General features: G+C 68.3%; 25 protein-coding genes. 10 read left to right on the top strand and 15 right to left on the bottom strand.

Translation table 11 applies throughout. From position 1 onward, the window contains the following. Positions 1-9: 9 nt before the first annotated feature. From repSA to AB0M18_RS04320, 11 genes are all read right to left on the bottom strand, one after another. Positions 10-1,413, bottom strand: a complete 1,404-nt coding sequence (repSA, locus tag AB0M18_RS04270; RefSeq protein WP_365755262.1) for a replication initiator protein RepSA — start codon at positions 1,411-1,413, stop codon at positions 10-12. Next, complete coding sequence (locus tag AB0M18_RS04275; RefSeq protein WP_365755263.1) at positions 1,410-2,123, bottom strand: DNA methylase; 714 nt, start codon at positions 2,121-2,123, stop codon at positions 1,410-1,412. Before AB0M18_RS04275 ends, repSA begins: the two co-directional genes overlap by 4 nt. Before the next feature lie 5 nt (positions 2,124-2,128). After that, on the bottom strand, positions 2,129-2,308 hold the full coding sequence (locus tag AB0M18_RS04280) for a hypothetical protein (protein ID WP_365755488.1): 180 nt from the start codon (positions 2,306-2,308) through the stop codon (positions 2,129-2,131). A 94-nt stretch (positions 2,309-2,402) separates the two neighbouring features. Next, positions 2,403-2,951, bottom strand: a complete 549-nt coding sequence (locus AB0M18_RS04285) for a GGDEF domain-containing protein (protein WP_365755264.1) — start codon at positions 2,949-2,951, stop codon at positions 2,403-2,405. An 8-nt stretch (positions 2,952-2,959) separates the two neighbouring features. Continuing rightward, a complete protein-coding gene (locus AB0M18_RS04290; protein ID WP_365755265.1) occupies positions 2,960-3,316 on the bottom strand; it encodes a SpdD-like protein in 357 nt (118 codons plus the stop codon). Positions 3,317-3,327: 11 nt separating this feature from the next. Further along, on the bottom strand, positions 3,328-3,486 hold the full coding sequence (locus tag AB0M18_RS04295) for a hypothetical protein (RefSeq protein ID WP_365755266.1): 159 nt from the start codon (positions 3,484-3,486) through the stop codon (positions 3,328-3,330). 18 nt (positions 3,487-3,504) lie between these two features. Further along, positions 3,505-3,693 (bottom strand): mobile element transfer protein, encoded by a 189-nt coding sequence (locus AB0M18_RS04300; protein ID WP_365755267.1) that lies wholly within the window; start codon positions 3,691-3,693, stop codon positions 3,505-3,507. Positions 3,694-3,713: 20 nt separating this feature from the next. Next, positions 3,714-4,418 (bottom strand): DUF2637 domain-containing protein, encoded by a 705-nt coding sequence (locus tag AB0M18_RS04305; protein ID WP_365755268.1) that lies wholly within the window; start codon positions 4,416-4,418, stop codon positions 3,714-3,716. Positions 4,419-4,438: 20 nt separating this feature from the next. Beyond that, entirely contained in the window at positions 4,439-4,633 is a 195-nt protein-coding gene (locus tag AB0M18_RS04310; RefSeq protein ID WP_365755269.1) for a hypothetical protein, read from the bottom strand. Between the two features lie 80 nt (positions 4,634-4,713). Beyond that, positions 4,714-6,063, bottom strand: coding sequence for an FtsK/SpoIIIE domain-containing protein (locus AB0M18_RS04315; protein ID WP_365755270.1), 1,350 nt, complete (start codon positions 6,061-6,063; stop codon positions 4,714-4,716). 2 nt (positions 6,064-6,065) lie between these two features. Further along, the gene (locus AB0M18_RS04320; RefSeq protein ID WP_365755271.1) at positions 6,066-6,398 is read right to left on the bottom strand and encodes a hypothetical protein; all 333 of its coding nucleotides are present in this window, start codon (positions 6,396-6,398) and stop codon (positions 6,066-6,068) included. Positions 6,399-6,550: 152 nt separating this feature from the next. On the opposite strand from AB0M18_RS04320, the gene AB0M18_RS04325 reads away from it, so the two are divergent. From AB0M18_RS04325 to dcm, 3 genes are all read left to right on the top strand, one after another. Next, positions 6,551-7,417: a winged helix-turn-helix domain-containing protein gene (locus AB0M18_RS04325; protein ID WP_365755272.1), complete on the top strand. Its 867-nt coding sequence runs from the start codon at positions 6,551-6,553 to the stop codon at positions 7,415-7,417. Beyond that, positions 7,404-8,096, top strand: coding sequence for an HAD family phosphatase (locus tag AB0M18_RS04330; protein WP_365755273.1), 693 nt, complete (start codon positions 7,404-7,406; stop codon positions 8,094-8,096). Before AB0M18_RS04325 ends, AB0M18_RS04330 begins: the two co-directional genes overlap by 14 nt. 650 nt (positions 8,097-8,746) lie before the next feature. Next, positions 8,747-9,979: a DNA (cytosine-5-)-methyltransferase gene (gene dcm / locus AB0M18_RS04335; RefSeq protein WP_365755274.1), complete on the top strand. Its 1,233-nt coding sequence runs from the start codon at positions 8,747-8,749 to the stop codon at positions 9,977-9,979. Here the strand turns inward: dcm and AB0M18_RS04340 are convergent. Beyond that, entirely contained in the window at positions 9,937-10,635 is a 699-nt protein-coding gene (locus tag AB0M18_RS04340) for a hypothetical protein (protein ID WP_365755275.1), read from the bottom strand. The genes dcm and AB0M18_RS04340 overlap by 43 nt on opposite strands. Positions 10,636-11,325: 690 nt before the next feature. Here AB0M18_RS04340 and AB0M18_RS04345 point away from each other — a divergent pair. Then, positions 11,326-12,180 carry an ETEC_3214 domain-containing protein gene (locus AB0M18_RS04345; RefSeq protein WP_365755276.1) on the top strand — a complete coding sequence of 285 codons (855 nt, stop codon included), beginning with the start codon at positions 11,326-11,328 and terminating at the stop codon, positions 12,178-12,180. A 1,370-nt stretch (positions 12,181-13,550) separates the two neighbouring features. Here the strand turns inward: AB0M18_RS04345 and AB0M18_RS04350 are convergent. Next, positions 13,551-14,525 carry a glycosyltransferase gene (locus AB0M18_RS04350; protein WP_365755277.1) on the bottom strand — a complete coding sequence of 325 codons (975 nt, stop codon included), beginning with the start codon at positions 14,523-14,525 and terminating at the stop codon, positions 13,551-13,553. A 123-nt stretch (positions 14,526-14,648) separates the two neighbouring features. Here AB0M18_RS04350 and AB0M18_RS04355 point away from each other — a divergent pair, with 123 nt between their 5' ends. After that, positions 14,649-15,116 (top strand): GtrA family protein, encoded by a 468-nt coding sequence (locus tag AB0M18_RS04355; RefSeq protein WP_365755278.1) that lies wholly within the window; start codon positions 14,649-14,651, stop codon positions 15,114-15,116. 167 nt (positions 15,117-15,283) lie between these two features. Next, positions 15,284-16,741 carry a hypothetical protein gene (locus AB0M18_RS04360; protein ID WP_365755279.1) on the top strand — a complete coding sequence of 486 codons (1,458 nt, stop codon included), beginning with the start codon at positions 15,284-15,286 and terminating at the stop codon, positions 16,739-16,741. A gap of 103 nt (positions 16,742-16,844) precedes the next feature. Here AB0M18_RS04360 and AB0M18_RS04365 read toward each other — a convergent pair whose 3' ends face one another. Next, positions 16,845-17,300, bottom strand: a complete 456-nt coding sequence (locus AB0M18_RS04365; RefSeq protein ID WP_365755280.1) for a MarR family transcriptional regulator — start codon at positions 17,298-17,300, stop codon at positions 16,845-16,847. Between the two features lie 94 nt (positions 17,301-17,394). Here AB0M18_RS04365 and AB0M18_RS04370 point away from each other — a divergent pair, with 94 nt between their 5' ends. Together AB0M18_RS04370 and AB0M18_RS04375 are read left to right on the top strand one after the other, a co-directional pair. Next, positions 17,395-17,724 carry a rhodanese-like domain-containing protein gene (locus AB0M18_RS04370; protein ID WP_265868545.1) on the top strand — a complete coding sequence of 110 codons (330 nt, stop codon included), beginning with the start codon at positions 17,395-17,397 and terminating at the stop codon, positions 17,722-17,724. A gap of 33 nt (positions 17,725-17,757) precedes the next feature. Next, positions 17,758-18,327: a YceI family protein gene (locus tag AB0M18_RS04375; protein ID WP_365755281.1), complete on the top strand. Its 570-nt coding sequence runs from the start codon at positions 17,758-17,760 to the stop codon at positions 18,325-18,327. 102 nt (positions 18,328-18,429) lie between these two features. On the opposite strand, the gene AB0M18_RS04380 is transcribed toward AB0M18_RS04375, so the two are convergent. Next, a complete protein-coding gene (locus AB0M18_RS04380) occupies positions 18,430-19,077 on the bottom strand; it encodes a helix-turn-helix domain-containing protein (protein ID WP_365755282.1) in 648 nt (215 codons plus the stop codon). A gap of 577 nt (positions 19,078-19,654) precedes the next feature. Between AB0M18_RS04380 and AB0M18_RS04385 the strand changes: the two genes are divergently transcribed. Continuing rightward, positions 19,655-20,851, top strand: a complete 1,197-nt coding sequence (locus tag AB0M18_RS04385) for a pyridoxal phosphate-dependent aminotransferase (RefSeq protein WP_365755283.1) — start codon at positions 19,655-19,657, stop codon at positions 20,849-20,851. Next, a complete protein-coding gene (locus AB0M18_RS04390) occupies positions 20,841-21,413 on the top strand; it encodes a DUF6190 family protein (RefSeq protein ID WP_365755284.1) in 573 nt (190 codons plus the stop codon). The genes AB0M18_RS04385 and AB0M18_RS04390 overlap by 11 nt, the downstream gene beginning before the upstream one ends. Position 21,414: the final 1 nt, after the last annotated feature.

Consider the following 21,414-nt stretch of genomic DNA (forward strand, 5'->3'; position numbering starts at 1 on the left):
GTTCGTCCTTCACAGCAGTTCATCCCCCTGTGCTTCGAGTTCGGTGCGGATCTCTCTGGCGTGCTCGCGGTTGTGTTGGATGTCGCGGCGGATGTTGGCGGCGAGCCAGGACTCGCCGGGGGTGTGGCCGTGGCCGGCGTAGGCCCAGTGCGCGACGACGAGGACGGTGGACTCCGGGTGCTCGTCGGGGTCGAGCAGGCCCAGGGCGGTGCGTTGCTGGGCGGCTCGGTAGTCCGCGCGGACCTGGCGTAAGGCGCCGAGGGTGGTGGAGTAGCGGCGGGATTTGGTGGAGAAGTGGCCGCGGAAGCCGAGCATGTGGGCCCAGGCGCGGAGGCGCCGGTCGGGGTAGGCGGCATCGAGGTCCATGCAGGCTTCCATCAGGCGCCGCGGGTGGTCGGGGATGCCGAGGAGGATGAGGGCTTCCTTGTTGCCGACCGGGTGGTCGACGGTGCCGGTGGTCTCGGCGGCTTTGGTTGCGTACTTGGCGACGTAGGAGGCGACGGCCTGTTCGGTCAGTTCCTTGCCGTCGCCGAAGGCGCCGATGGGCTGGACGTCGAGCTGAGCGCCCCAGGCGAGCGTCACGTCCTTTTCGACACCGTGATGGGGCGCGGCAGGGACGACGACACGGACGCGGGCGGCGGCGGCCCGGATGGCGTCGGTGAGGAGGTCGAGGGTGGCCCAGTGCGGGGGCGGGGTGTGGGGGCCGTCCGGTCCGTCGAAGCGGATCACGGCGTGGAAGTGGACGGCGCCGCGCTTCTGGTATTCGGCGACCTTGCCGAAGGAGACGCGGGACTGTTCGCGGGCCGCCTTCTGGGTGAGGCCGGCGCGGGCGGCGATTTCCCGGCGGAGGTAGATCGTGAAGTACCGCCACAGCTCGGAGGCGTGGTTGTTCCACAGCACCGCGCCCGCGTAGTCGTACGAGGACGGGTCGAGCGGCGTGCCCAGCTCCGGGGCGTCCTCGGCGTGGCGGGTGCCGCAGCGGCAGGGCCGGGTGCCGGGCCGGTTGTGGACGGGGCCGAAGGAGGGGGCGGTGAGGGTGGCGAAGACGCGGGGGTGGTCGCGGATGGTGTCGGGGGTGCCCTTGTCGGGGGCGCCGACGAGTCCGGCGCGGATCAGGTGGTAGGTGTCTCCGGCGTAGGTCCAGGCGCAGGACGGGCAGCGCGAGGCACGGCGGTTGCCGCAGGCGACCCGCAGGACCCCACCGGGCTCGGCGTCGGTCGTGTACGCGTGGAGGACGGTTTTGGTGGCGGGGTCGAGGAGCTTGGTGCCACCCGTGAGCCGGATGGGTGCGGAGCAGCCGCCGGTGCGGCGGAGCTGTTCGGTGAGGCGGTCGAAGCCGGGTGACCCGGCCACCCGGAGCAGATCGCTCAGGGTGGCCGGGTCCAGGCCCGCCGCGGTGGCGGTGTCGGTCACGCGAACACCTCCTGCCGGGCCGTGAGGAAGGCGGTGCCGATCCAGCGGGTGTAGGCGGGCGGGATGGCCTCGGTCAGCTCCTCGCGGACATCGGTCCACGTGATCCCCATGGCACGCTGCATCTCCGGAACGGTGGCCTTGCCGCCACCCTGGCCGTACGCGGCGACATAGGGGCCGTCGCGGCGGATGCCGTGGCGGTGCCCACGGACATAGCCGCGGTGGCGGGCGTGAGCCGGCTTGGCGGTGGCCCAGCGGCCGAGTTCGAAGTTCCGGTGCCGCAGGACACCCAGGCCGAACATCTCGCCGCACAGCATGAGGTCCTTGCGGATCGCGGCCCGGCCGTTGGGCTGCTCGATCACGTACGGCAGGCCGGAGGCGTCGAGGAGTTCGCGGGTCGGGGCGACGAGGTCGACGTGCTCCCTGCCCCAGCCGCGGGAGGCGTTGGTGCCGACGGTCACGGCGCATCCGGCCTGACAGGGCGGCGAGGCGTGCACGAGGGCGTACCGCTCGAAGTCCCCCGACTTGATGAGGTGGGCGAGGTGTTCGAGGGCGTCGCCGCGGTGGTAGGCGAAGGGGTAGTTCGGCCGGTCGGCGATGTCGCAGCCGTCGACCTCGAACCCGGCGAGGGCGTAGCCCGTTCCGGCACCGCCGGCGCAGGAGAACAGGTCCAGGACCCGAGGCGGGTTCGGCGTGTGGGTGAGAGCGGTCACGGTGGTCACTTCCCGGCGCGGATGAGGGCGGCGGAAACGGTGCGGTGGCCGGTGCCCTTGCAGGCGGGGCAGGTGGCGGCGAGGGTGCTGCGCTGCCCGTTCGGGGTGACGCTGCCGGTGGTGATGTGGACAACGGGGAAGCCGTCGCAGTGGGAGCAGACGCGGGCGGTCGGGGTCTGGGGCATCATGGGTTTTCCCTTTCGGGTCCGTTGGATCTGGAGTGGGTTCAGGCGCCCGGGGCGGCGGAAGTTTGGCGACCGAGGCCGCCCCGGGGGCCGCTCAGAGTGTGTTGCGCCTGCCGTGGCCCTTGGCCGCATACATCGACATGTCGGCGGCGGACAGGGCGTCGGTGAGGACCGGGACCGGCAGGCCCGTTCGGTGGCAGTGGCCGACCGAGGCGGAGACCCGCAGGACGTGCCCGAGGTGCTCGACCGGCTCGTCCAGTGCGGCGCGGAGGGCGGGGAGGCCGGGGGTGTGGGCGGGGTCGGTGACGATGGCGGCGAACTCGTCTCCGCCGAGGCGGGCGGCGATGCCGTGGCGTCCGCACCAGGCCGCCAGGCGGCGGGCGGTCGCGGTGAGAACGGCGTCTCCGGCCGCGTGGCCGTGGGTGTCGTTGATGTCCTTGAAGTCGTCCAGGTCGACCAGGACCACGAGCGCGTTCGCGTGCCGAGTGATGAGGTGTTCGGCGCGGGCGGTGAATCCGGCGCGGGTGTGCAGGCCGGTCAGCGGGTCTCGGCGGGCGGTGGCCAGACGGCGGGCGAGGAGGCTGCCGTGCAGGGCCCAGCCGAGGGCCGGTAAGCCGGCGGCGGCGAGAGTGTATGTGTCCACGGTGTTGGTCACCGGCCCTTCTGCATGTCGCGGATGAGCAGCCGCAGGACGACCGCCACGACCGCGATCGAGACGCCGGTGATGGCGACCGCGAGCAGCATCGACACGAGGACGGCGCCGACGACCAGAACCACCGCGCCACCGCCGGCGGCGAGGGCGAGAGCGCTGCCCGGGGTGAGCTGGACCGACGTACGGGCCGGGGCGACCGGCACCGGCGCGGGGGCCGGGGTGTGGTCGTGCCCGCAGACCACCGGCGCGGAGGTGTGGTGCAGGTCGACGCCCGCAGTCGGGGTGGGGGTGGGGTGGACGAGGGGGGTGACGATGCCGGTCGGGAGCGGGTTGACCGGGATGCGCGGTCGGAGCATGACGGATCTCCCTACTTGTTGATCGTGCTGTCGATGAGCGGGGCGAACAGGCTGTCGGCGAGGAGGTAGCCGCCGAGGAGGATCACGGCGACGAGCCACCAGGGCGGGCGGATGAGCTTGATGCCGAGGGCGCCGACGACGATCAGGGCGAGCCAGAGCGGAACGTCCACGAGACGGGCTCCTTCGGGTCAGCGGGGGTTGCAGCGATGGGTGCGGGCGGCGAGTTCGGCGCCGGAGCGGGTGGGGTAGTCGGCGGAGTAGTCGCAGCCGGGGGCGGTGCACACGGCGGTGTGCTTGGTGCGGCCACGGCCGTCGTGGTGGGTGCCGACCTGCACCGGGCCGAAGCGGACGACGTTGTAGAAGCGGTTCGGACGCACGGGTCTTGTCTCCTTTCGGGTCAGGCGAGTTGGAGGGCGATCGAGTCCGCCAGCGCGGGCGGGACTCCGAGGCGAGCGCGCAAGGTGGCCGCGTCGATCGGGGCACCGGTCTGGGACCGGTGGGCGTCCGCGATCTTCCGGGCGTGGTCGAGCAGCGCGGGCGGGATTGCCGCGGCGGGCGCCGGGGGTGCGAGCTCCGGCATTTCTTCCTGCGGGGCGGGTTCCGGCGGAACAGCTACGGGTGCAGGTTCGGCCGGCGGGAGTTCGGGCGCCGGTTCCGGAGCCCGTTCCACGGTCAGGTCCGGCACGGGTTCGGTGTCGTGCGGCTTGACGGCGGCCGGGGCCGGTTCGGGGGTGGGTGTCGCGGTGTGTGCGTGGGCGAGGAGCGTGCCGCCGAGGAAGGCCAGGGCGGGCCATCCGGCGACGAGGATGCGCAGCCAGGCCGGGACGTTGTTCATGTCGAGCATTCCGGCGGTGGCGACGTTGGCGCCGAGGGACGCGATGAGGGCGATGGCGAACCACAGCCACGCGTCACGGTTGCCACCGTCGTTGCGCATCCGGCGCCAGGCTGCGACAAGGAGCAGGTCGACGCTGACCGGGTAGGCCCAGGCCTTCCAGCCGTCCTGTCCGGCCGCCGCGGCCAGGTCGTGCAGGTGGGCGAAGGACAGGGCGCCGGCGATGACGGCTTGGATGAGTACGGCGTCGAAGCGGAAGGTGCGGGACACCGGGCCGTCTCCTTCCTCGGTCAGGCGGTGCCGGTGCCGAAGCAGTCCAGGCACAGCGCGGTCTGGGTGGCGTTGATCTCCCGGCGCTTGCGCCCGACGAGGACGGTCGTCGTGGTCTCACCGGTGCCGGCGCAGGTGCCGCAGGACGGCGGGACGGACACGGGCTTGGGCGAGCGGCGGCGCGAGGACGGGGGCGTCTTGGGGGTGGTGGTCATGGCTGTTCCCTTCGGCTTTGGGCATGGGTCGGGTAGGGACCTGGCGTGAGACGGTCACGCCGACCGAGGGGCAGGGTGTGTCAGTCCGTCGCCGGAATCGGCTTCACGAGCGGCACCGGCGGGGCGGACTCGACCGGGGTGGCGATGATCGGCCGGTACGGGGCAAGGGCCGGGAGCTCCGGGGTGAGGTGCGCGAACTTCGCGCAGGCCGCGGCAGCGGCGGCGGCGCTCAGCTTGGGTGTACGGATGCGGGAGTAGCCGCCGGAGGAGTCACCGGCCACTGCGACACCGGGCTTGTCCGGCGGAATGACCAGCACCGTGACCACGGCGTCCGGGGCGATGTCGCCGACACCCATCTCGGCGGTCTGCTTGTCGTTGACCCGGTGGACGACGCGGCCGGTGAGCTGAGCGCGCAGGGCGGTGGCTCCCTTGCCGAGGTCCGAGCCGAAGCGCTGCCCGCAGACCTCCAGGAAGATGCCGGCCGCGCGAGCCATCTGGCCGAGGCGGATCATCTGCGTGACCATCCGGTCCCGGCGTTCCTCATCCTTCTTCGTGGCGACGAGGAACAGCTCCGCGACCTCATCGACCAGGACCACGACCGGCACAGGCCGGATGCTGTCGGGCAGGTCCCAGATGTCGCCAGCGCCATACTCGCTGAGCAGGTCGAAGCGCTCTTCCATCTCGCCCACCAAGGCATCCAGGAGGCCGGAGGCTTCCTCAGGGGTGATCGCGAGGGCGGACAGGCGGGGTGCGTATCCGCGCTGCTCGACACCCCGCTTGCAGTCGATCCCGACCAGCGCGACCGGCAGCCGGGCGAGCCCGGCGACGAGGTTGCGCTGATACATGGACTTACCCGACTGGTTCGCGCCGAGCGTCAGCGCGTGCGGGACCTTCAGGTAGTCCCGGACGAACGCGGTGCCGTCCTCCCGCAGCGCGACCGGAACGGTCATCGGACCGGAAGGCACCCGGCGCGGCATCTTCACCCGCCGCAGAACGTCATAGCCGGTCATACGCAGCTCGACGTGCCCCGGCTTGGTCTCCACCACATTGACCGAGTGGACGCCCCAGGCGTGCCGCAGCCGTTCCGAGGCCGCGACCACGTCAGCGGGCTCCAGGCCGGCCGGGAGACGGAGCGTGACCCGCAGGCCGGTCGACGTGCCCCGCACGCGGCGGACCTTCGGCGGCACCGGCTGGACGTCAGTGCGGCGAGCGACCGTGCGGACCATGAACGCCCGCAGGCGGGACGGCTGCACCGTCAGCCCGCACACGTCCATCGTGGACCGGTACGTCATCGCGAACCGCACCCGCGCCACCGGCAGACCCACCAGCGACCAGAACACCCGAGGCGCCCGCACCTTCGCGTACCCGAGCCCACCCGCGGCTCCGGCCAGCGGGACGCCGACCTCCCATAACGTCGACAGGTCCGTCATGATCAGGCCCCCATCGGTGTGACGGCGACCGCACGGAACGAGATGCCGTGACGGGTCTGGCCGTTGAACGTGTTCTCCCAGTCCCGCGCCTTGAGCCCGATCACCGACACCGGCATACCCGGCGCCAGCCCCTCCGGAAGGCCGGTCTCCGGCACGGTCACCTGGTAGAGGTTCCCCTCACCCTCGTCCGAGATCAGCAGGCCAACGGTCGAGAGGCCGGCGCCGGTCTCCCGGTCCATGGCCCGCTCGCCGGTCTGCTTGCTCACGAGCTTCGGGACGGGCGCCGTGGCCACGAACACCACGGCGGTCGACGTGTCCACCTTGAACGACGGCATGGATTTCTCCTTCGAGAGGGCAGGAAGGGCCTAGATGACCAACTTGGCTAACCCGGTTAGTCACATCTCGAAGCTAGGGGAGATGGCTAGCCATGTCAACAACATGGCTGCCATGACTGTCCTGCTTGGGGTGCGTCGCCTACCATCGCTTCATGACCTTTGTCCCCGAGCCTCTCGACCCCGACGACGACCGAGCCCCGTACGAGCAGGTGGCCAGCAGCCTTGGGGCGGCGATCCGAACCAGGCGCCTGGCGCCGGGCGAGAAGCTGCCGTCTCACAAGGAGCTGACGGAGCGCTACGGGTTCGCAAGGGCGACGATCCAACGGGCGCTGCGGGACCTCGAAGATGAGGGGCTCGTGATCTCCCGAAAGGGCAGCGGCGTCTACGTCCGCAACCGGACGGAGCGGCCGGCGGGTCTCCGCCCGTACGTCGAGCAGGCATTCGCGAAGGACCACGTCACGATTGACTTCGCGGGGTTCTCCAGCGAGACCCTGCACGGCGCGCTTCAAGAGCCACTCGACAAGATCCGTATCGGCAGGCTGACCCCGTCGAGCATCACCATGCGGATACTCGTTCCTGACATGTCCGTCCCGCAGGCGGCGCCCGTGCGGATGTCGGACGGGGCCGACGACAAGCGGCTCCGCGACCGCATGCACGACATCATGACTGGCTACACCCGAAGCATCCGGGACGCCATCACTGAGCTGGAGCACCTGGGGCTTGTAGCCGAGACCCGCATCAGCGTGCGCGTCCACAGTGGCACGCAGTTCTTCAAGCTGTACGTGATCAATAACGAGGACGCGTTCTTCGGGTACTACCCGATCCGTCCGAACAAGGTCGTTACCCAGGGCGAGACGATCGAGATCTACGACCTGGTGGGTAAGGACACGACCCTCTTCCACCACTCGGTCAACGACGGCGAGTCGTCCAGTGGAGCGCAGCAGGTCCAGCAGGCCCGGATGTGGTTCGACAGCGTCTGGGAGACGATCGGAAGGGACTTCGACCTTGACGCACGCTGACGGACTCTCCGAGGCCCTGGCGAACGCCCGCGTGATCCTCTTCGACTTCGACGGGCCCGTGTGCGACGTGTTCGCCGGACTACCGGCGCGCAAAGTCGCGGGGGAACTGACTGCGCTCCTCTCCAATCAGAACGAAGCCGCGGGCTCGATGGCGGCCCAGACGGAGGACCCGATCGAGGTACTGCGCATCGCGCACGAGGCCGATACCGAGCTTGGCCAGAAGATCGAGCAGGCACTGACAGCCGCCGAAGTCCGAGCCGTCGCAGTGGCCGGGCAGCCGACGCCAGGTGCGGCAAATGCACTTCGGGCAGCACAGTCCGCCGGTCGAGGCGTGGCAGTGGTGAGCAACAATTCCGCCGAGTGCGTACAGGCCTTCCTTAAGCTGCACGAGCTAGACGAGTACGTCGCCGAGATCGTAGGCCGGCCCTCTGAACAGCCGCACCTCATGAAGCCGAACCCCTTCCCGCTCATCACAGCAGCCGAGCTCATGCACATCGACGTCACGAGCTGCACGCTGATTGGTGACTCGCTCACAGACATCCAGGCCGCCCATGCCGCCGGGGCAACGGTCATCGGCTACGCGAACAAGCCCCACAAGTCCGAGGCGTTCACCGAAGCACGGGCGGACGTCGTTACCCAGGACATGCAGTCCATCGCTGACGCGCTCACCACGGCATAGCCGAGAGCCAGCGGGGACCTGTTACAGATTTCTCTACCTCATCGAGGCACCCGCCGCGCACAGCGCGGCGCGCGCGGCCCGTCGTCCGGGCCGCCGCTCCTGTCTACGCCCCGCTTCGCCCCGGCCGCCGGCCGCACGCCTGACGGCTCGGGTTGATGGGTGACGAACCCACGATGTGGCCGCGGCGGTACGTGAGTGCGGCTCAAGACGATGCCTCCGGCGGGGGCGCTCCGGCTCCGGGATGGAGGGGGAGCGTACGCGGGTGCCGGCCGGAGGGGTGCTGAGGTGGGGAACTCCCATCCCGCCTGCCATCGGCCCAGGACAAGCCGAGCAGCCACGGCACCGGGCGTCAAGGTCGTTCGTACAGTGGCGCGCTCCACCTTGACGCCCGGCCCCGCGCCAGCTCCACATACGTGTGGGCCGACGGCAGACGGGATGGGAGTTAGGGGGTACTGCAAGGTCCTGCGACGCGGAGCTAAACGACGTCGTGATCATTCACGCAGAACCTCACTAACCGACTGCAGACCCCAAGGCCCCTCGCCCGCGAAACCCTGCAAGACGCGCGAGGCAGCCGGAACATATCCCCAGGTCAGAGCAGTCAACACCTCACGCAGCTGACAAACGTTCCGGCGTCTCGTAAGATTCACAGCATGCCCAAGCCCACTCAGCAAGACAGCCTCTTCGACACCTCCGGTACGTCGGAGGCACCCGAGGGGCAGGTCGTGCCGAGTCGGATCCGGACGACCTCCCCCTTCCACCAGCCACGTGATCTGACCGAAGCGCAGCGCGAAAAGTTCAGGAGAATGTCGCGCGAGTCTCGAGAAGCGCGACGCTCTGCATTGGCTGGCGAGGGACCTGCCCCACTGCATGAGATCAACACACCGAACTTCCGGCCATTGGACCTGATGCCACAGCGCGAAGCAGCAGGCATGAGGGCTCTGTCGCTCTTCAGCGGCGGAGGCGGACTGGACCTAGGCGTGGAGCGGGCCGGTTTCGGCCACACGGCATCATACGAAATTATGCCGGAGGCCGGCGACACACTGCGGAAAGCCCGCGACCATTGGGCGGTTTTCAGCGGCAGCGAAGGCGACGTGCGGGGAGTCAATTTCAAGCAGTGGCGCGGGGAGGTTGACCTGCTGCACGGAGGACCCCCTTGCCAGCCATTCTCCAACGCAGGACGACAGCAAGGCCACCTGGATGAACGAGACATGTGGCCACAGTTCGTGCGCGCCGTAAAGGAGATCAGGCCGGCTGCCTTCATCGGCGAGAATGTGCCCGCATTGGCTAGCCCGAAGTTCTCAGAATATGTAGCGGAAAACATCCTGACCCCCCTGTCCACCAGTTACCACATTCAGAAGGTAATCCTTCAGGCCAGCGACTTTGGCGTACCCCAGGTTCGACGCCGAGTCTTTTTTGTGGGTTTTCGCACCAAAAAGATGGCCAATGCCTGGAACGCACCTGAACCCACACACTTTTGGGGTGACGCTTCCATCGGAAGCGAGGCCCGATGCATGGGACTTCGAGAGGCTCTGGGCCTGCCAGACATCGGAATCGACGATCTCTCCCCCACGATCCGAAGCAGTCTGACCGGACCGCGCCACACGACGTCGATCCTCAATAGCGTCGCCGCGCAGCGCAAGTTCGAGAGTCTGGAAATCTGGCCGAACGGAGTGGCGGCGGACCGACCTTCCGCCCGAGCTTTCATCGCCAAGAACGGACACTTCCGACTTTCCGTCCCTGACGTGGCGCTGATTCAAGGGTTTCCGGAGGATTGGCCTTTCGTAGGCGCCACCTACATGGCTCTCGGCCAGATTGGGAACGCCGTTCCGCCGCCGCTCGCCTACGCCGTGGCGTCTTCAGTCAAGGACGCACTCTCCAAGTAGTCCCTGACCAGCCGCCGGAGATTCATCGCCGGCTCATCCGTAATCTTCGGCAACTCAGCAATGTACCGCATCGGAATGTGCGGGTTATTCAGAGTAGCTCCGCGAGACATCACGTAGAGGCAACGCTCCCGCATTATCTCAACCATTCGACCCAGGGAGTAGCGGACGTCCTTTCCTTCGGTCAAATCTCCCGCCTCCAGGTACTGCGCGGTCGACCACTGCTTCTTCATGACCCACTCGGCTTCGTCTCGGGTGTAGTAATCCTTCTCGCCGAGCAGGTCGATGACAGCATCTCGGCCCACACCTTTCGCGGCGTGCAGCGCGAGCGAGACATCGGGGCGTACGTACTCCTCCCTGCCCGAGATCCACGGGACCATGGCCTCGGGCGAGGCGTAGTGGGTGTACAGCAGCCGCTCCCCCCTGGGGTCGTACACACCGAAGAGCCAATGCATGTTCTTCCACTTACTGAAATGGCCCGCCCCAAGGTCCCTGACTGTCGACACACCTTTACGCGTAGCCGACTTCAGCTCGAAAGAAATAGTTTGACCCTCGACGGTCAAGTAGGCATCGACGTCGGATCGCTTGCGGTCCTCCGGAACCTCAAGGTTGAAGCGATCGATCATCTGGTTCTCGCGCTTGTCGTCCTGGACGCTCATGATCCGCATCATGGCATGAGTGCACAGTCCCGGTGTTCGATTGAGACAGCACGTACCTTTTGCGTTAATAGTCTCGCTTGCCGATACAGGACGCGTTCCGGCTAGCACCCGCTCATCCCGGACAGGCGCCAGCCAGCCACGCGGGCTGCATCCTTCAGACAGCGTGACTGACGCGGTCGCCGGCATCAGCACTTCTGCTGATTGGCAGCACACCAACTTGTGGCCCATCTGTGGACCAGCGGGACACGCCAGCCCGCCACTACACTCTTGACCTGCCAATACGCCAGGGAGGCACGCGCCCTCCGGAGCCGTGTGCGCAGGTTCGAATCCTGCCGGGGGCACAGAAGCTAGGCCAGCGTGATCAACCCGCTGACCAGCACGTGTGCCAGCAGAAGAGGGCGGGAGTCAGTCTCACTGACTCCCGCCCTCTCTCGTTGTCTCTCACTGATCGCGACACACCTCCGACACGCAGGGCCTCGCCGGCGCGGCCGCGGGCATCGGCCCGACCCGGGCGCCCCTCGCTGCCCGGTACCCAGCCCTGCAACGCTCCGTCCACCCAGACAGCCGTGCGGCGTGGCGTCCAAGCGATTGCTTCATCAGGCTTTAGTGAGGCGCTTGCGCACAACCTGAGCCTCGCATGTCGTTTGACCACGCCCTCGGGAGAGACTCAGCCGCACTGGGAGATCGGCAATGGCGGGATCCGAAGATCGCCCTTCCTTCACAGAAAGACTGAAGCGATTCCAATCAGAAAATGGAACGCTCACCGTTCTCTTCTTCGTAGCAAGCATCGTTACCGCACTCAGCACCCTGGCCACGGCCAGCGTCGCGGGCTGGGGGTGGTGGCAGAAATCGCATGAGGACTGGAGACCAGCGGAATACAAGAAGCTGAACCAGCTACGATCCGGCCAGACGATCGAGAGATTTCAGGAACTTCTAGGGAAGCCAGCGTACAGAAAAACACGGACCGACGGAAAGGTCTCTCTAGTATTCCACCCGAGACAGGAATACTGGGTAGATGTCACAACGGATCGAACCAACACCACCCTCTCTTACTCCGTCACCTCGTGCAGCAATCAATTCCGCCCGACGTTCCGCTTCCGGAATGGGAGCCGGTGGCCACGAGTGACGCTGAACAGCGAGAACCTCTACAACACGCTCGCTGACGAGATCGAATCTAAGTCCAATGGACTGCGCCTCAAGGTCTTTAGCGCGACTGCAACATCTTCGGAATACGCATTCCAAACATACATTGGCGGTAACCCCACCAGCTATCGAACCTACGCATGGGGGATCAACGACTCGTGCGGCGCTTGGACTGATGAACAAAAGGAGATCCGCTTGGACCCGTGGGACGACTGGTATCTCAAGCATCCTCAGAGACAGGGCGGAATCTTGATTGTTCTCGGAACCGACCTCCAAGCCACCGATTACCAGATGATGAAATCATCGACTCCGAACACTTACGCCGAGACGGCGCCCGGGGTCGACATCGATTCGGTCTACCCTGATCAAATCGGGGTAGACCGAATCGTCATCCGCCCCTAGCCGATCAGACCGTTCCCAAACATAGCCCTACACGACATCACCATCCTCCGCTAGCGCCTTTGCGATCTGCACATTTGCGGCTTCCTCATGGCCATCGATGCAGCCGTGGTAACGGCGGTGGATCACCTCCGGCGAGTTGCCGACCCGCCGGGCCACCTCGGCAATCGGCACCCCAGCGTTCAGCCACCGTGTAATGCAGGCATGCCGAAGGCCGTATGGGCGGCCGGCCAACGGAGAGTCGATGCGTTCCGGCGGCCGCGCGTACTCTCGCGCTTCCTCCCACACCCGCCAATAAGTGGAAGAGCCGACCACTCCCCCACGTTCGTTCCCGAAGACACGCCCCTCCATGGCGGTCCCGAAATCCTCTCAGTGCGACTGAAGGGTGGCGACCAGGACGGGCGCGGGATAGGGACCGGTTGGTCCGTGGACGCCTCGCGCGCCTTTCAGGCCCCGCCTGTCGTGGCGCTCGCCGCAGTCGGTCCACTGCTTCCCGGAGACTGGGCGCGTCTCCCGCAGTGTCAGCGTGCCCCACCCTTCTCGGGCAGGTGACAGTCCGACCACCGGAGCCCGACCGCCTCAGCGGGCCGGAGCCCCGCGTAGTACAGGACCGCGTAGAAGGCCACCAGGCGCCGCCCACGACAGCGATCCCAGGAACCGACGACGTCGTTGGAGCCGACGCGCTTCCGGCGGGTCCGCTGAAGCGGGTTCTCCGGAATATCCCCCATGGCAACCGCATGTTCGAGAGCAGCACTCAGCGCCCGGCGCCGCCGCTTGTACATGTCGCCCGACGCTGGGGTGCAGCGCGACCGTGAGGACGAACCACTCCAGGACCTCCTGGGTCTCCGCGCCGTGCTCGGCGAAGACCTCCAGAGGGGAGGAGAGGTGCAGGTCCGGCTTCGCCTCGGCGCGGTCGATGCCGTCCACCTGGCCAGGCGTGCCATCAGCTCGTCGTCGAAGGACGGCCGGCGCTTCAGATACTGGAAGACCACCTCGACGGGGTTGTCACACAGCAACGTCTCGAAACGGCCGCTTGCCGTCAGCGATCAGCACGCGGAACGCACCGTGCAACTCGGGCCTCGTCGCGCGCGTCCACGAGGTCTTCGACAAGTTCCGGCAGCACCAGCACGCCGGCCTGCACCTGGAGAAGCTGGAGAAGGCCCACGACCCGCATCGCCCAGGCCCTGGAGCAGGCGAGGATTCCCGCCGTCGTCCTGGGCACGTCATCGGCGACGGGCGACGGAGTCCGGATCGGGACGATGCATCGCATGAATGGGGATCGAGTTTCGCTGTATGGCAGCGAAGAAGCCCCCGCCGGACGGATCCGGCGGGGGCTCTTGCGATGCTGGGCCCGAGAGGCGGGGCCGCTCGGGTTACGAGCGGGCCAGGGTCTTCGCGGACTGGTCCGCGTCGAGGCCCTTCGGGGAGCGGGTCGGCGCGGGGTAGGCGAGGTGGGCGAGGCGGGACTGCTCCTGGCGCAGGTGCATGAACGACTCGAGGATGTACCCCACGAGGAGTACGAGCACCGCGATGGTCATGATCGCCGCGGCGAGGATGGCCGTGGGGAAGCGCGGCACCGTGCCCGTGTTGATGTAGTCGACGATCACGGGGGTGCCGAGGCCGAGGGAGATCAGCGCGAGCAGGCCCGCGAGCACGCTGTGGAAGAGCGACGGACGCTGGCGGCGGGCCAGGCCGAGGATCATCTTGAGGATGCGCCAGCCGTCGCGGTAGGTGCGCAGCTTGCTCTCGCTGCCGGCCGGGCGGTCCTTGAAGTCGACGGGGATCTCCGCCGTGGGGAGCCGCAGGTTCAGCGCGTGGACCGTCATCTCGGTCTCGGTCTCGAACTCGTGCGACAGCGCCGGGAAGGACTTGATGTAGCGGCGCGAGAACACGCGGTAACCGCTCAGCATGTCGGTGACGTCGTTGCCGAAGAGCTTGCGGACGGCGCCCGTCAGCATCTTGTTGCCGACCGCGTGGCCCGGGCGGTAGGCGCCCTCGACGGTCTCGCGGCGGGCGCCGACGACGTGGTCGTACGGGCCCTCGAAGAGCAGGTCGACCAGGTCGCGGGCGCGCGACGCGTCGTAGGTGTCGTCACCGTCGATGATGAGCAGCGCGTCCGCGTCGACGTCGGCGAACGCGCGACGGATGACATTGCCCTTGCCCTTGCGGCGCTCGTGCCGGACGATCGCTCCGGCCTCCAGGGCGACCTCGACCGTGCGGTCGGTGGAGGCGTTGTCGTACACGTAAATCTCGGCCTCGGGAAGCGCCGCACGCAGATCACTGACCACCTTGCCGATGGCCGCCTCCTCGTTGTAGCAGGGGACGACGCAGGCGATCGTGGGTCTCATGTCTTGATCCTTAAGGCTTGTCGCAGCTCCAGCTCCAGCTCCACGCCGCGAGCGGGCACCTGAGACGACGAGGTAGTCATGTGTGGAGTCACGCGAGAATACCCTGCGGTTAGGCTCTCTTTCATGTCGGATCATCTGTCCCTGCGTCTCCGCCTGAGCGACCTCATTCGTGGCCTCTGGCGTGAGGTGGCCAAGTTCGGGGTCGTCGGGGCGGTCGCCTTCGTCGTGGACGCCGGTGGCTACAACCTTCTCGTCTTCGGCCTTCCCGGCCTTGCCGGCGGGCCCATGGCGTCCTTCCCGGTCCTGGCGTCGGTCGTCGCCACGGCCGCGGCGATGGTGGTCGGCTGGTACGGCAACCGGCACTGGACGTACCGCGACCAGCGCACCGAGACGACACCGCGCGAGGTCGTCGTGTTCATCCTGGTGAACATCGCGGGAATCGTGATCACCGCCGCACCCGTCTACCTCTCGCGCGAGCTGCTCGGACTCGACTCCGCCCTCACCGACAACATCACCCGTCTCGCCGGGTGGGCGGCGGCCACGCTCGTCCGTTTCGTGGTCTATCGGCGCTATGTGTTCCAGGCCGCCTGAGGCCGTCCGAGACCTTCCAGAGACCTTTCAGAGACCTTCCGAGACCTTCCGAGGACGCCTGACGGCAGGGCACGGGCGTGCAGGTTCGGTGCCCGCGGTGTGTCAACCCCGTGCTGTTAGGCTCCCACCTCATGACACCTGAGCGACCCGCGCGACCGATCTTGCGGATGAGGTCATATCTGTCGGATCGAGCGCTGTGGCCGTGGGTCCTCGGCGCCATCGCCGCGTTCTGCGGCTGGGGCACCGCCCTCGTGTTCTCCCCCGGCTTCCTCAGCCTGGACAGCGTCGACCAGCTCCAGCAGGCGCTGGGCAAGCAGACCCTGACCGACTGGCACCCGCCTGTCATGGCCCTGCTCTGGCGCACGCTCATCGAGCTGACCGGCCGCCCCGGTGCCCTGGCCGCCCTCCAGTCCGCCGTCCTGTGGTCGGCGCTGTGGGTCATCGCCTGGCGGGTCTGGGCGCGCACCGGCAGGAAGGGCGGCTCCCTCGCGATCCTCGCGATCGGCGTGGCCCCGTACATCGTCAACTTCACCGGCGTGGTGTGGAAGGACGTCGAGATGGCGTTCACCCTCCTCGCCGCCTGCGCCGTCGCCTTCGTCGCCCGGGACCTGCCGGCCGACCGCACGCGCACGCGCTGGGTGCTCCTGGCCGTCGGTGTGCTGTTCATCACCTACGCGATCCTGGTCCGCAAGAACGCCGTGCTGGCCGGCATCCCGGTGTTCTACCTGCTCGTACGCGCCCTGTGGCCGGCGCCCGGGCGGCGGAAGTGGCTGGTCTCGGCCGTGGCCCTGGTCGTCGCCGCCGCGGCGTCGAGCGGCATCGTCTCCGCCGTCGCCAAGCCGGTCGAGACCCGCCAGCTCTCGCAGGTCCTGCTGGACGACCTGGTCCACGTCCTGAGCGTGGACGAGGTGCGGAAGGCGGCCGGAAAGGCCGCGACGACGCCGGACTTCCAGGAGAACATGGTCGTCACGACCAAGCGGTGCCGGCCCGAGAGCAATCTGTCCGACGCCTACTGGCGCTGCTACCCGCGCGACCTCTCGGCGGGCCTGGCCGACCTGGGCCGTCACTCGGACGAGCTGACCTCGATGTGGATCAGCGAGATCCCCCGCCATCTGCCCGAGTACGCCGAGTACCGCCTGCAGGTCTTCTCCAAGGTCATGTTCCAGGGCCGGTACCAGTTCCAGAACGGCACCCTGGCCAACGCCCCCGGCATCGGCGAGCCCGACATGCGCCGCACGGCGATGCTGCGCTACTACGTGGTGGGCATGGTCAAGGACCTGCCGTTCCTCTTCGCGGGCTGGTTCTGGCTGGCCGTCGGCGTCACGCTGTCGATCCGGCCGGGCCGCGGGCAGTACGCGATGCCCGTGCGGGTGCTCGGGATCAGCGCGGCGGCGTACATGGCCGGCTACCTGCCGACGGTGCCCGCCGGCGACTTCCGGTACTTCTACTGGCCCGCGCTCGCCGGCACGCTCGGTCTCCTGCTGCTCTGGGTGGGGCGGGCGAAGTCGGCCCGCGCCGAGGCGGAGCAGGCCGACTCGGAGAGGACCACCGAGGAGAAGACCACCGAGACCGCGGAGCAGACCGGTCTCCCGCTCTCCGAGGCCGGTGCCGAAGCCCGGTCGTAACGGTCGTCACACGGTACGTGCGAGCAGCGCCACCCTCGGATCCTCCGAACGGTGGCGCTGTTCGCGTTGCTCCGGGGTCAGGGCCCGGGGCCGGGTCCCGGGGTCAGGTGAGGCGGATCTCCTGCTGGGCGTGCGCCACGCGCAGCAGCGCCTCCGCGATGGTCGCGGACTCCTCGTCGGTCAGGTGGCGGGAGAAGTGCTCCCAGATGCCGGCCATGTAGGCGGGGGCCGTGGCGAGGATGGCGGCGCGGCCCGCGTCGGTGATGGCGGCCCAGGTGACGCGCTTGTCCGTGGGGTCGGGACGCTTGGTCACCAGGCCTGAGCGGGCCATCTCGTCGACCAGGCGGCTGACGCGGGTCCTGCTGAGGACCACCCGCTCGGCGACCTCCTGCATGCGCAGGCCCTGGTCGCCGCCGCTCCTGACTTCCAAGAGGACGTCGTACCAGGTCAGCGGAATGGTGCCGTTGCGCGCCACATCACTCTCGATGGCGCGCACGGCGGCGCTGTGGGCGAGAAGCAGTCCTCGCCAGGCCTCGAGTCGGTGCTCACCTTCGTTCACGAGGACGAGTGTAACGGGACTTGCGTGCGTGCGCACGCATTGATTAATGTGTGTGCGGACGCACTGATTAGCCACTCATGCTGGAGGCACGGACATGGTCCAGAAGATCACCCGCGACGAGCTGCAGAAGAAGATCGACGAGGGCCTGGTGACGGTCGTCGAGGCGCTGCCGCTGTCGTACTACGCCGACAAGCACCTCCCCGGCGCCCTCAACCTCCCGCTCGACCAGGTGGACGAGCTCTCCCCGACCCTGCTCCCGAACAAGGACGCGGCGATCGTCACCTACTGCGCCGACGGCCCCTGCCCCAACTCGGGCATCGCCGCCGAGCGTCTGGTGGAGCTCGGCTACACCGACGTGCGCGAGTACTACGAGGGCAAGGCCGACTGGGTCGAGGCCGGCCTGCCGACCGAGTCCGGCGCCTGACACCTCGACCTCCGAACAGAGGACGCGACTGACATGACCACTTCCCCGACTCGTACCGTCGACGGCGTGGAGCTGCCCGCCGTCGGCACCTGGAAGATCGACCCGGGTCACGCCGAGGTCGGCTTCCTCGGTCGCCACTTCATGCTGACCAAGGTCCGCGGCCGGTTCACCGGCGTCGACGCCACCATCGAGATCGGCGAGCGGCCCGAGGACAGCAAGGTCACCGCGGTCATCGACATGGCCAGCGTGGACAGCGGCGACAAGACCCGCGACGACCACCTGCGCTCGGGCGACTTCTTCGACGTGGAGAAGTTCCCGAAGGCCACCTTCGCCTCCACCCGGGTGACCTGGGACGGCAAGCGCGGCACCCTCAGTGGCGACCTCACCATCAAGGACGTCACCAAGCCGGTGACCCTGGAGGTCGACTACCTCGGCCACGCCCGCGACCCGTGGGGCAACGACCGTACGGTCTTCTCCGCCCACGGCAAGGTCAACCGCGAGGACTGGGGCCTGACCTGGAACATGGTCCTGGACTCCGGCGGCATCCTCGTCTCCAAGGAGATCGAGCTGTCCCTGGAGCTCGAGGCGATCAAGGAGAACTGACCTCCTGTCGCCCCGGCGAGGGCCTCGGTCGTGCAAGCCGGCACGGCCGAGGCCCTTGCCTCGCACCCAGCAGCCTCTCTCAGAGCCCCGCCCAACAGCCGCTCAGGGGCCCGTGATCCGGGTCACCAGCGCGAGCAGCGTCGCCCGGATCCGTTCACCGTCGAACTCGCCCTCCCGCAGCGCGTGCTGGAGGTCGGAGTCCAGCGGTGCGAGAAGCAGATGCGCGCCACAATCGGCGTCGATATCCGGACATGCCTCGCGCAGCAGAATGGTCAGATGCACGCGCCAGAAGGCGTACGAACCTATCCGGTAGCGCGCGCCCGGCGCGGCCGTCTCCGAGAGCCGTACCAGCTCCAGGTTCTCGTCCAGGAGGTCCAGGTACGCACCGAAGAAGGCCGTGACGCGCGCGGCCGCCGGGGCGCCCGGGCCGAGGGGCGGCGGGCCGTACAGGATGCGCTCCTGGAGGCGGCTGTCCTGCGCGTCGAGCAGGGCCGCGGCCAGGCCGGCCTTGTTGCCGAACCTGCGGAAGAGCGTGCCCTTGCCGACGCCGGCCGCGGCGGCGATGGCGTCCATGGACACGTTCGCCACCCCGAGCCGGTCGAAGAGATCCCGGGCGGCCGCGAGGATCCGCAGCCGGTTGCGCGCGGCGTCCGAGCGCTCGGCCGGGGGCTCGTGCAGGGCACAGGGCAGGGGCGCGGGCATCAGGACGGGCACAGGCAGGGGCGCGGGCGCGGGCGAGACGTTCTGCACGCGGGGCCTCGGTTCTTTCTCCGTGGGGATGGCGGAGCGGGGGCGGCGTACGTGCAGTGTACGGCGGACGGTCCGGGCCGGACCGTCTCGCCGCCGTACCCCCGCCACGAGCCCGCCGACCGACCGCGAACCGACCGCCGACCGACCGTCAACCGACCGCCAACCGACCATCGTGCGACGGCCACACGACCATCTCGCAACCGGCGTCCAGAACATGGCCCACTCCGTGGCGAGCCGCTTGTCCCCCCGCCGCCGACTGTGACAGAGTCCCCAATCGGACCGCAGTCCGTTTACGGGGGTAATCATGGCTGTATCGCGTTCCGGCAGGAGCTCTTCGACCTCCTCCCGCAGACGCATCCACTCCACCGTTCCGTAGGACATCCGTAGGACACCGGAGCACCCGCACCGCACCCGCACAGCAACCGCACCCGCTCCCCGTCCGCAGGGACGGTTTCCGCGTGCCCCGAGGCCGCGGCCTGCAACGAGAAATCCTCTTGAGCACGAGCCGGCCGGCGCCGCCATGCGCCCGCCCACCCGCCCGTGCTCCTCACCCGTACGCCGTACGACCGGAGGAACGATGACCGTGCACGCCGACACCACCTTCAGCACCGAGAACGACGACCAGCGCTTCCTGGATCTGACCCAGCACGAGATCCAGGCACTGCGCACCGAGTTCAACCTCGCCGACGCCCACACCCACCAGCGCCAGTCCGCCTCCCAGCACGGGATCGTCGAGCGGCTCCCGCAGTTGTGGTACGAGGCGGAGGAAGGCCTCCAGGCCACCTACGAACAGCGCTTCACCGAGGCGTTCTTCCGCCTCCACCGCCAGCCCACCGCGCTGGAGAAGAACAAGACGCTGCTGTCGTACGCCGCGTCCATCTCCACCATGGTCGTGGCGATGTACCTCAAGCGGCAGCGCATGGCGGTGACCCTGGTCGAGCCCTGCTTCGACAACCTGCACGACGTGCTGTCGAACATGGGCGTACCGCTCTACCCGATCGACGAGTCCGCGCTGCACGACGTCGACCGCATCTACACCGAGCTCAAGCGCCGGGTCCGCACCGACGCGCTCTTCCTCGTCGATCCCAACAACCCCACCGGCTTCAGCCTGATGTCGCACGGCCGCCGGGGCCTGGAGGAGGTCGTCCGGTACTGCAAGGACCACGACAAGCTGCTGGTCATCGACTTCTGCTTCGCCTCGTTCACGCTGTACGACGAGGAGCTCGCCCGGTTCGACGTCTACGAGCTCCTGGAGAACTCCGGCGTCCGTTACCTGGTCATCGAGGACACCGGCAAGACCTGGCCGGTCCAGGACGCCAAGGCCGCGATGCTCACCGCCAGCGACGACATCAAGGAGGACGTGTACAACCTGCACACCAGCGTCCTGCTCAACGTCTCGCCCTTCGTCCTCAACATGCTGGCCGAGTACATAGAGAACTCGGCCAAGGACGGCATGGCCTCGGTCCGCGACCTCCTCGACGTGAACCGGGCCGCGGTCAAGGAGGCGCTGGCCGGCACGATCCTGGAGTACCAGGAGCCCATCGCCAAGACCAGCGTGGCCTGGGCGAGGATCCGGCACCCCGAGCTGACCGCGACCGAGCTGCAGCGCGAGCTGCGCGCCGAGGGCGTGTACGTGCTGCCCGGCCGCTTCTTCTTCTGGAACGAGCCCGGCAAGGGCGAGCCCTACATCCGCATGGCCCTGGCCCGCGAGCCGGAGATGTTCGCCGGGGCGATGAAGCGCCTGCGGGAGGTGCTGGACCGCTATGCCGGCTGATCCCCTTCTGGACACGGCTCAGGGCACGGAACCCTTCATCGACACCGAGGCCTTCACCGACGCCGAGGCCTTCATCGACGCCGACCTCTTCCTCGGCATGAACAGCGCCGACGAGGGCCTGCGCGTCGCCTGCAAGGCGTTCTTCGTGGAACGCCTCGGCGGGCGGGTGACGATGAGCCTGGAGCAGGTGGGTCGCTGCGACGACCTCATCTGGGGCTATTCGCGCGAACTCCAGGACCTCTACTACCCGTTCATGGACCACCTCCACACGGTCATGGACATCAGCCGGGAGGGGTACGAGCCCGCGGACGCCGGGCTCGCCCTCGCCGAGGACTCCGGCCTGCCCGCGCGGCTTCCGTTCACCGACCGGCTGCTGCTCGCCCAGGTGATCAACCGCAAGGGCCTGCTGCACACGGCGGGCCCGCGGCTCGCCGCCTTCGGAGGGCTTCCGGTCCGCTCGGTGGCCGCCCGGCCGGCCGGCGCGCCGGAGCCCTCCTTCCCCGAGCCGCTGGAGCGGCTCTACCGCACATCGCTGGCCCTGCGCCTGCCCGAGGGAGCGTGAG

Source organism: Streptomyces sp. NPDC051909, from assembly GCF_040681095.1.
Lineage (GTDB): Bacteria > Actinomycetota > Actinomycetes > Streptomycetales > Streptomycetaceae > Streptomyces.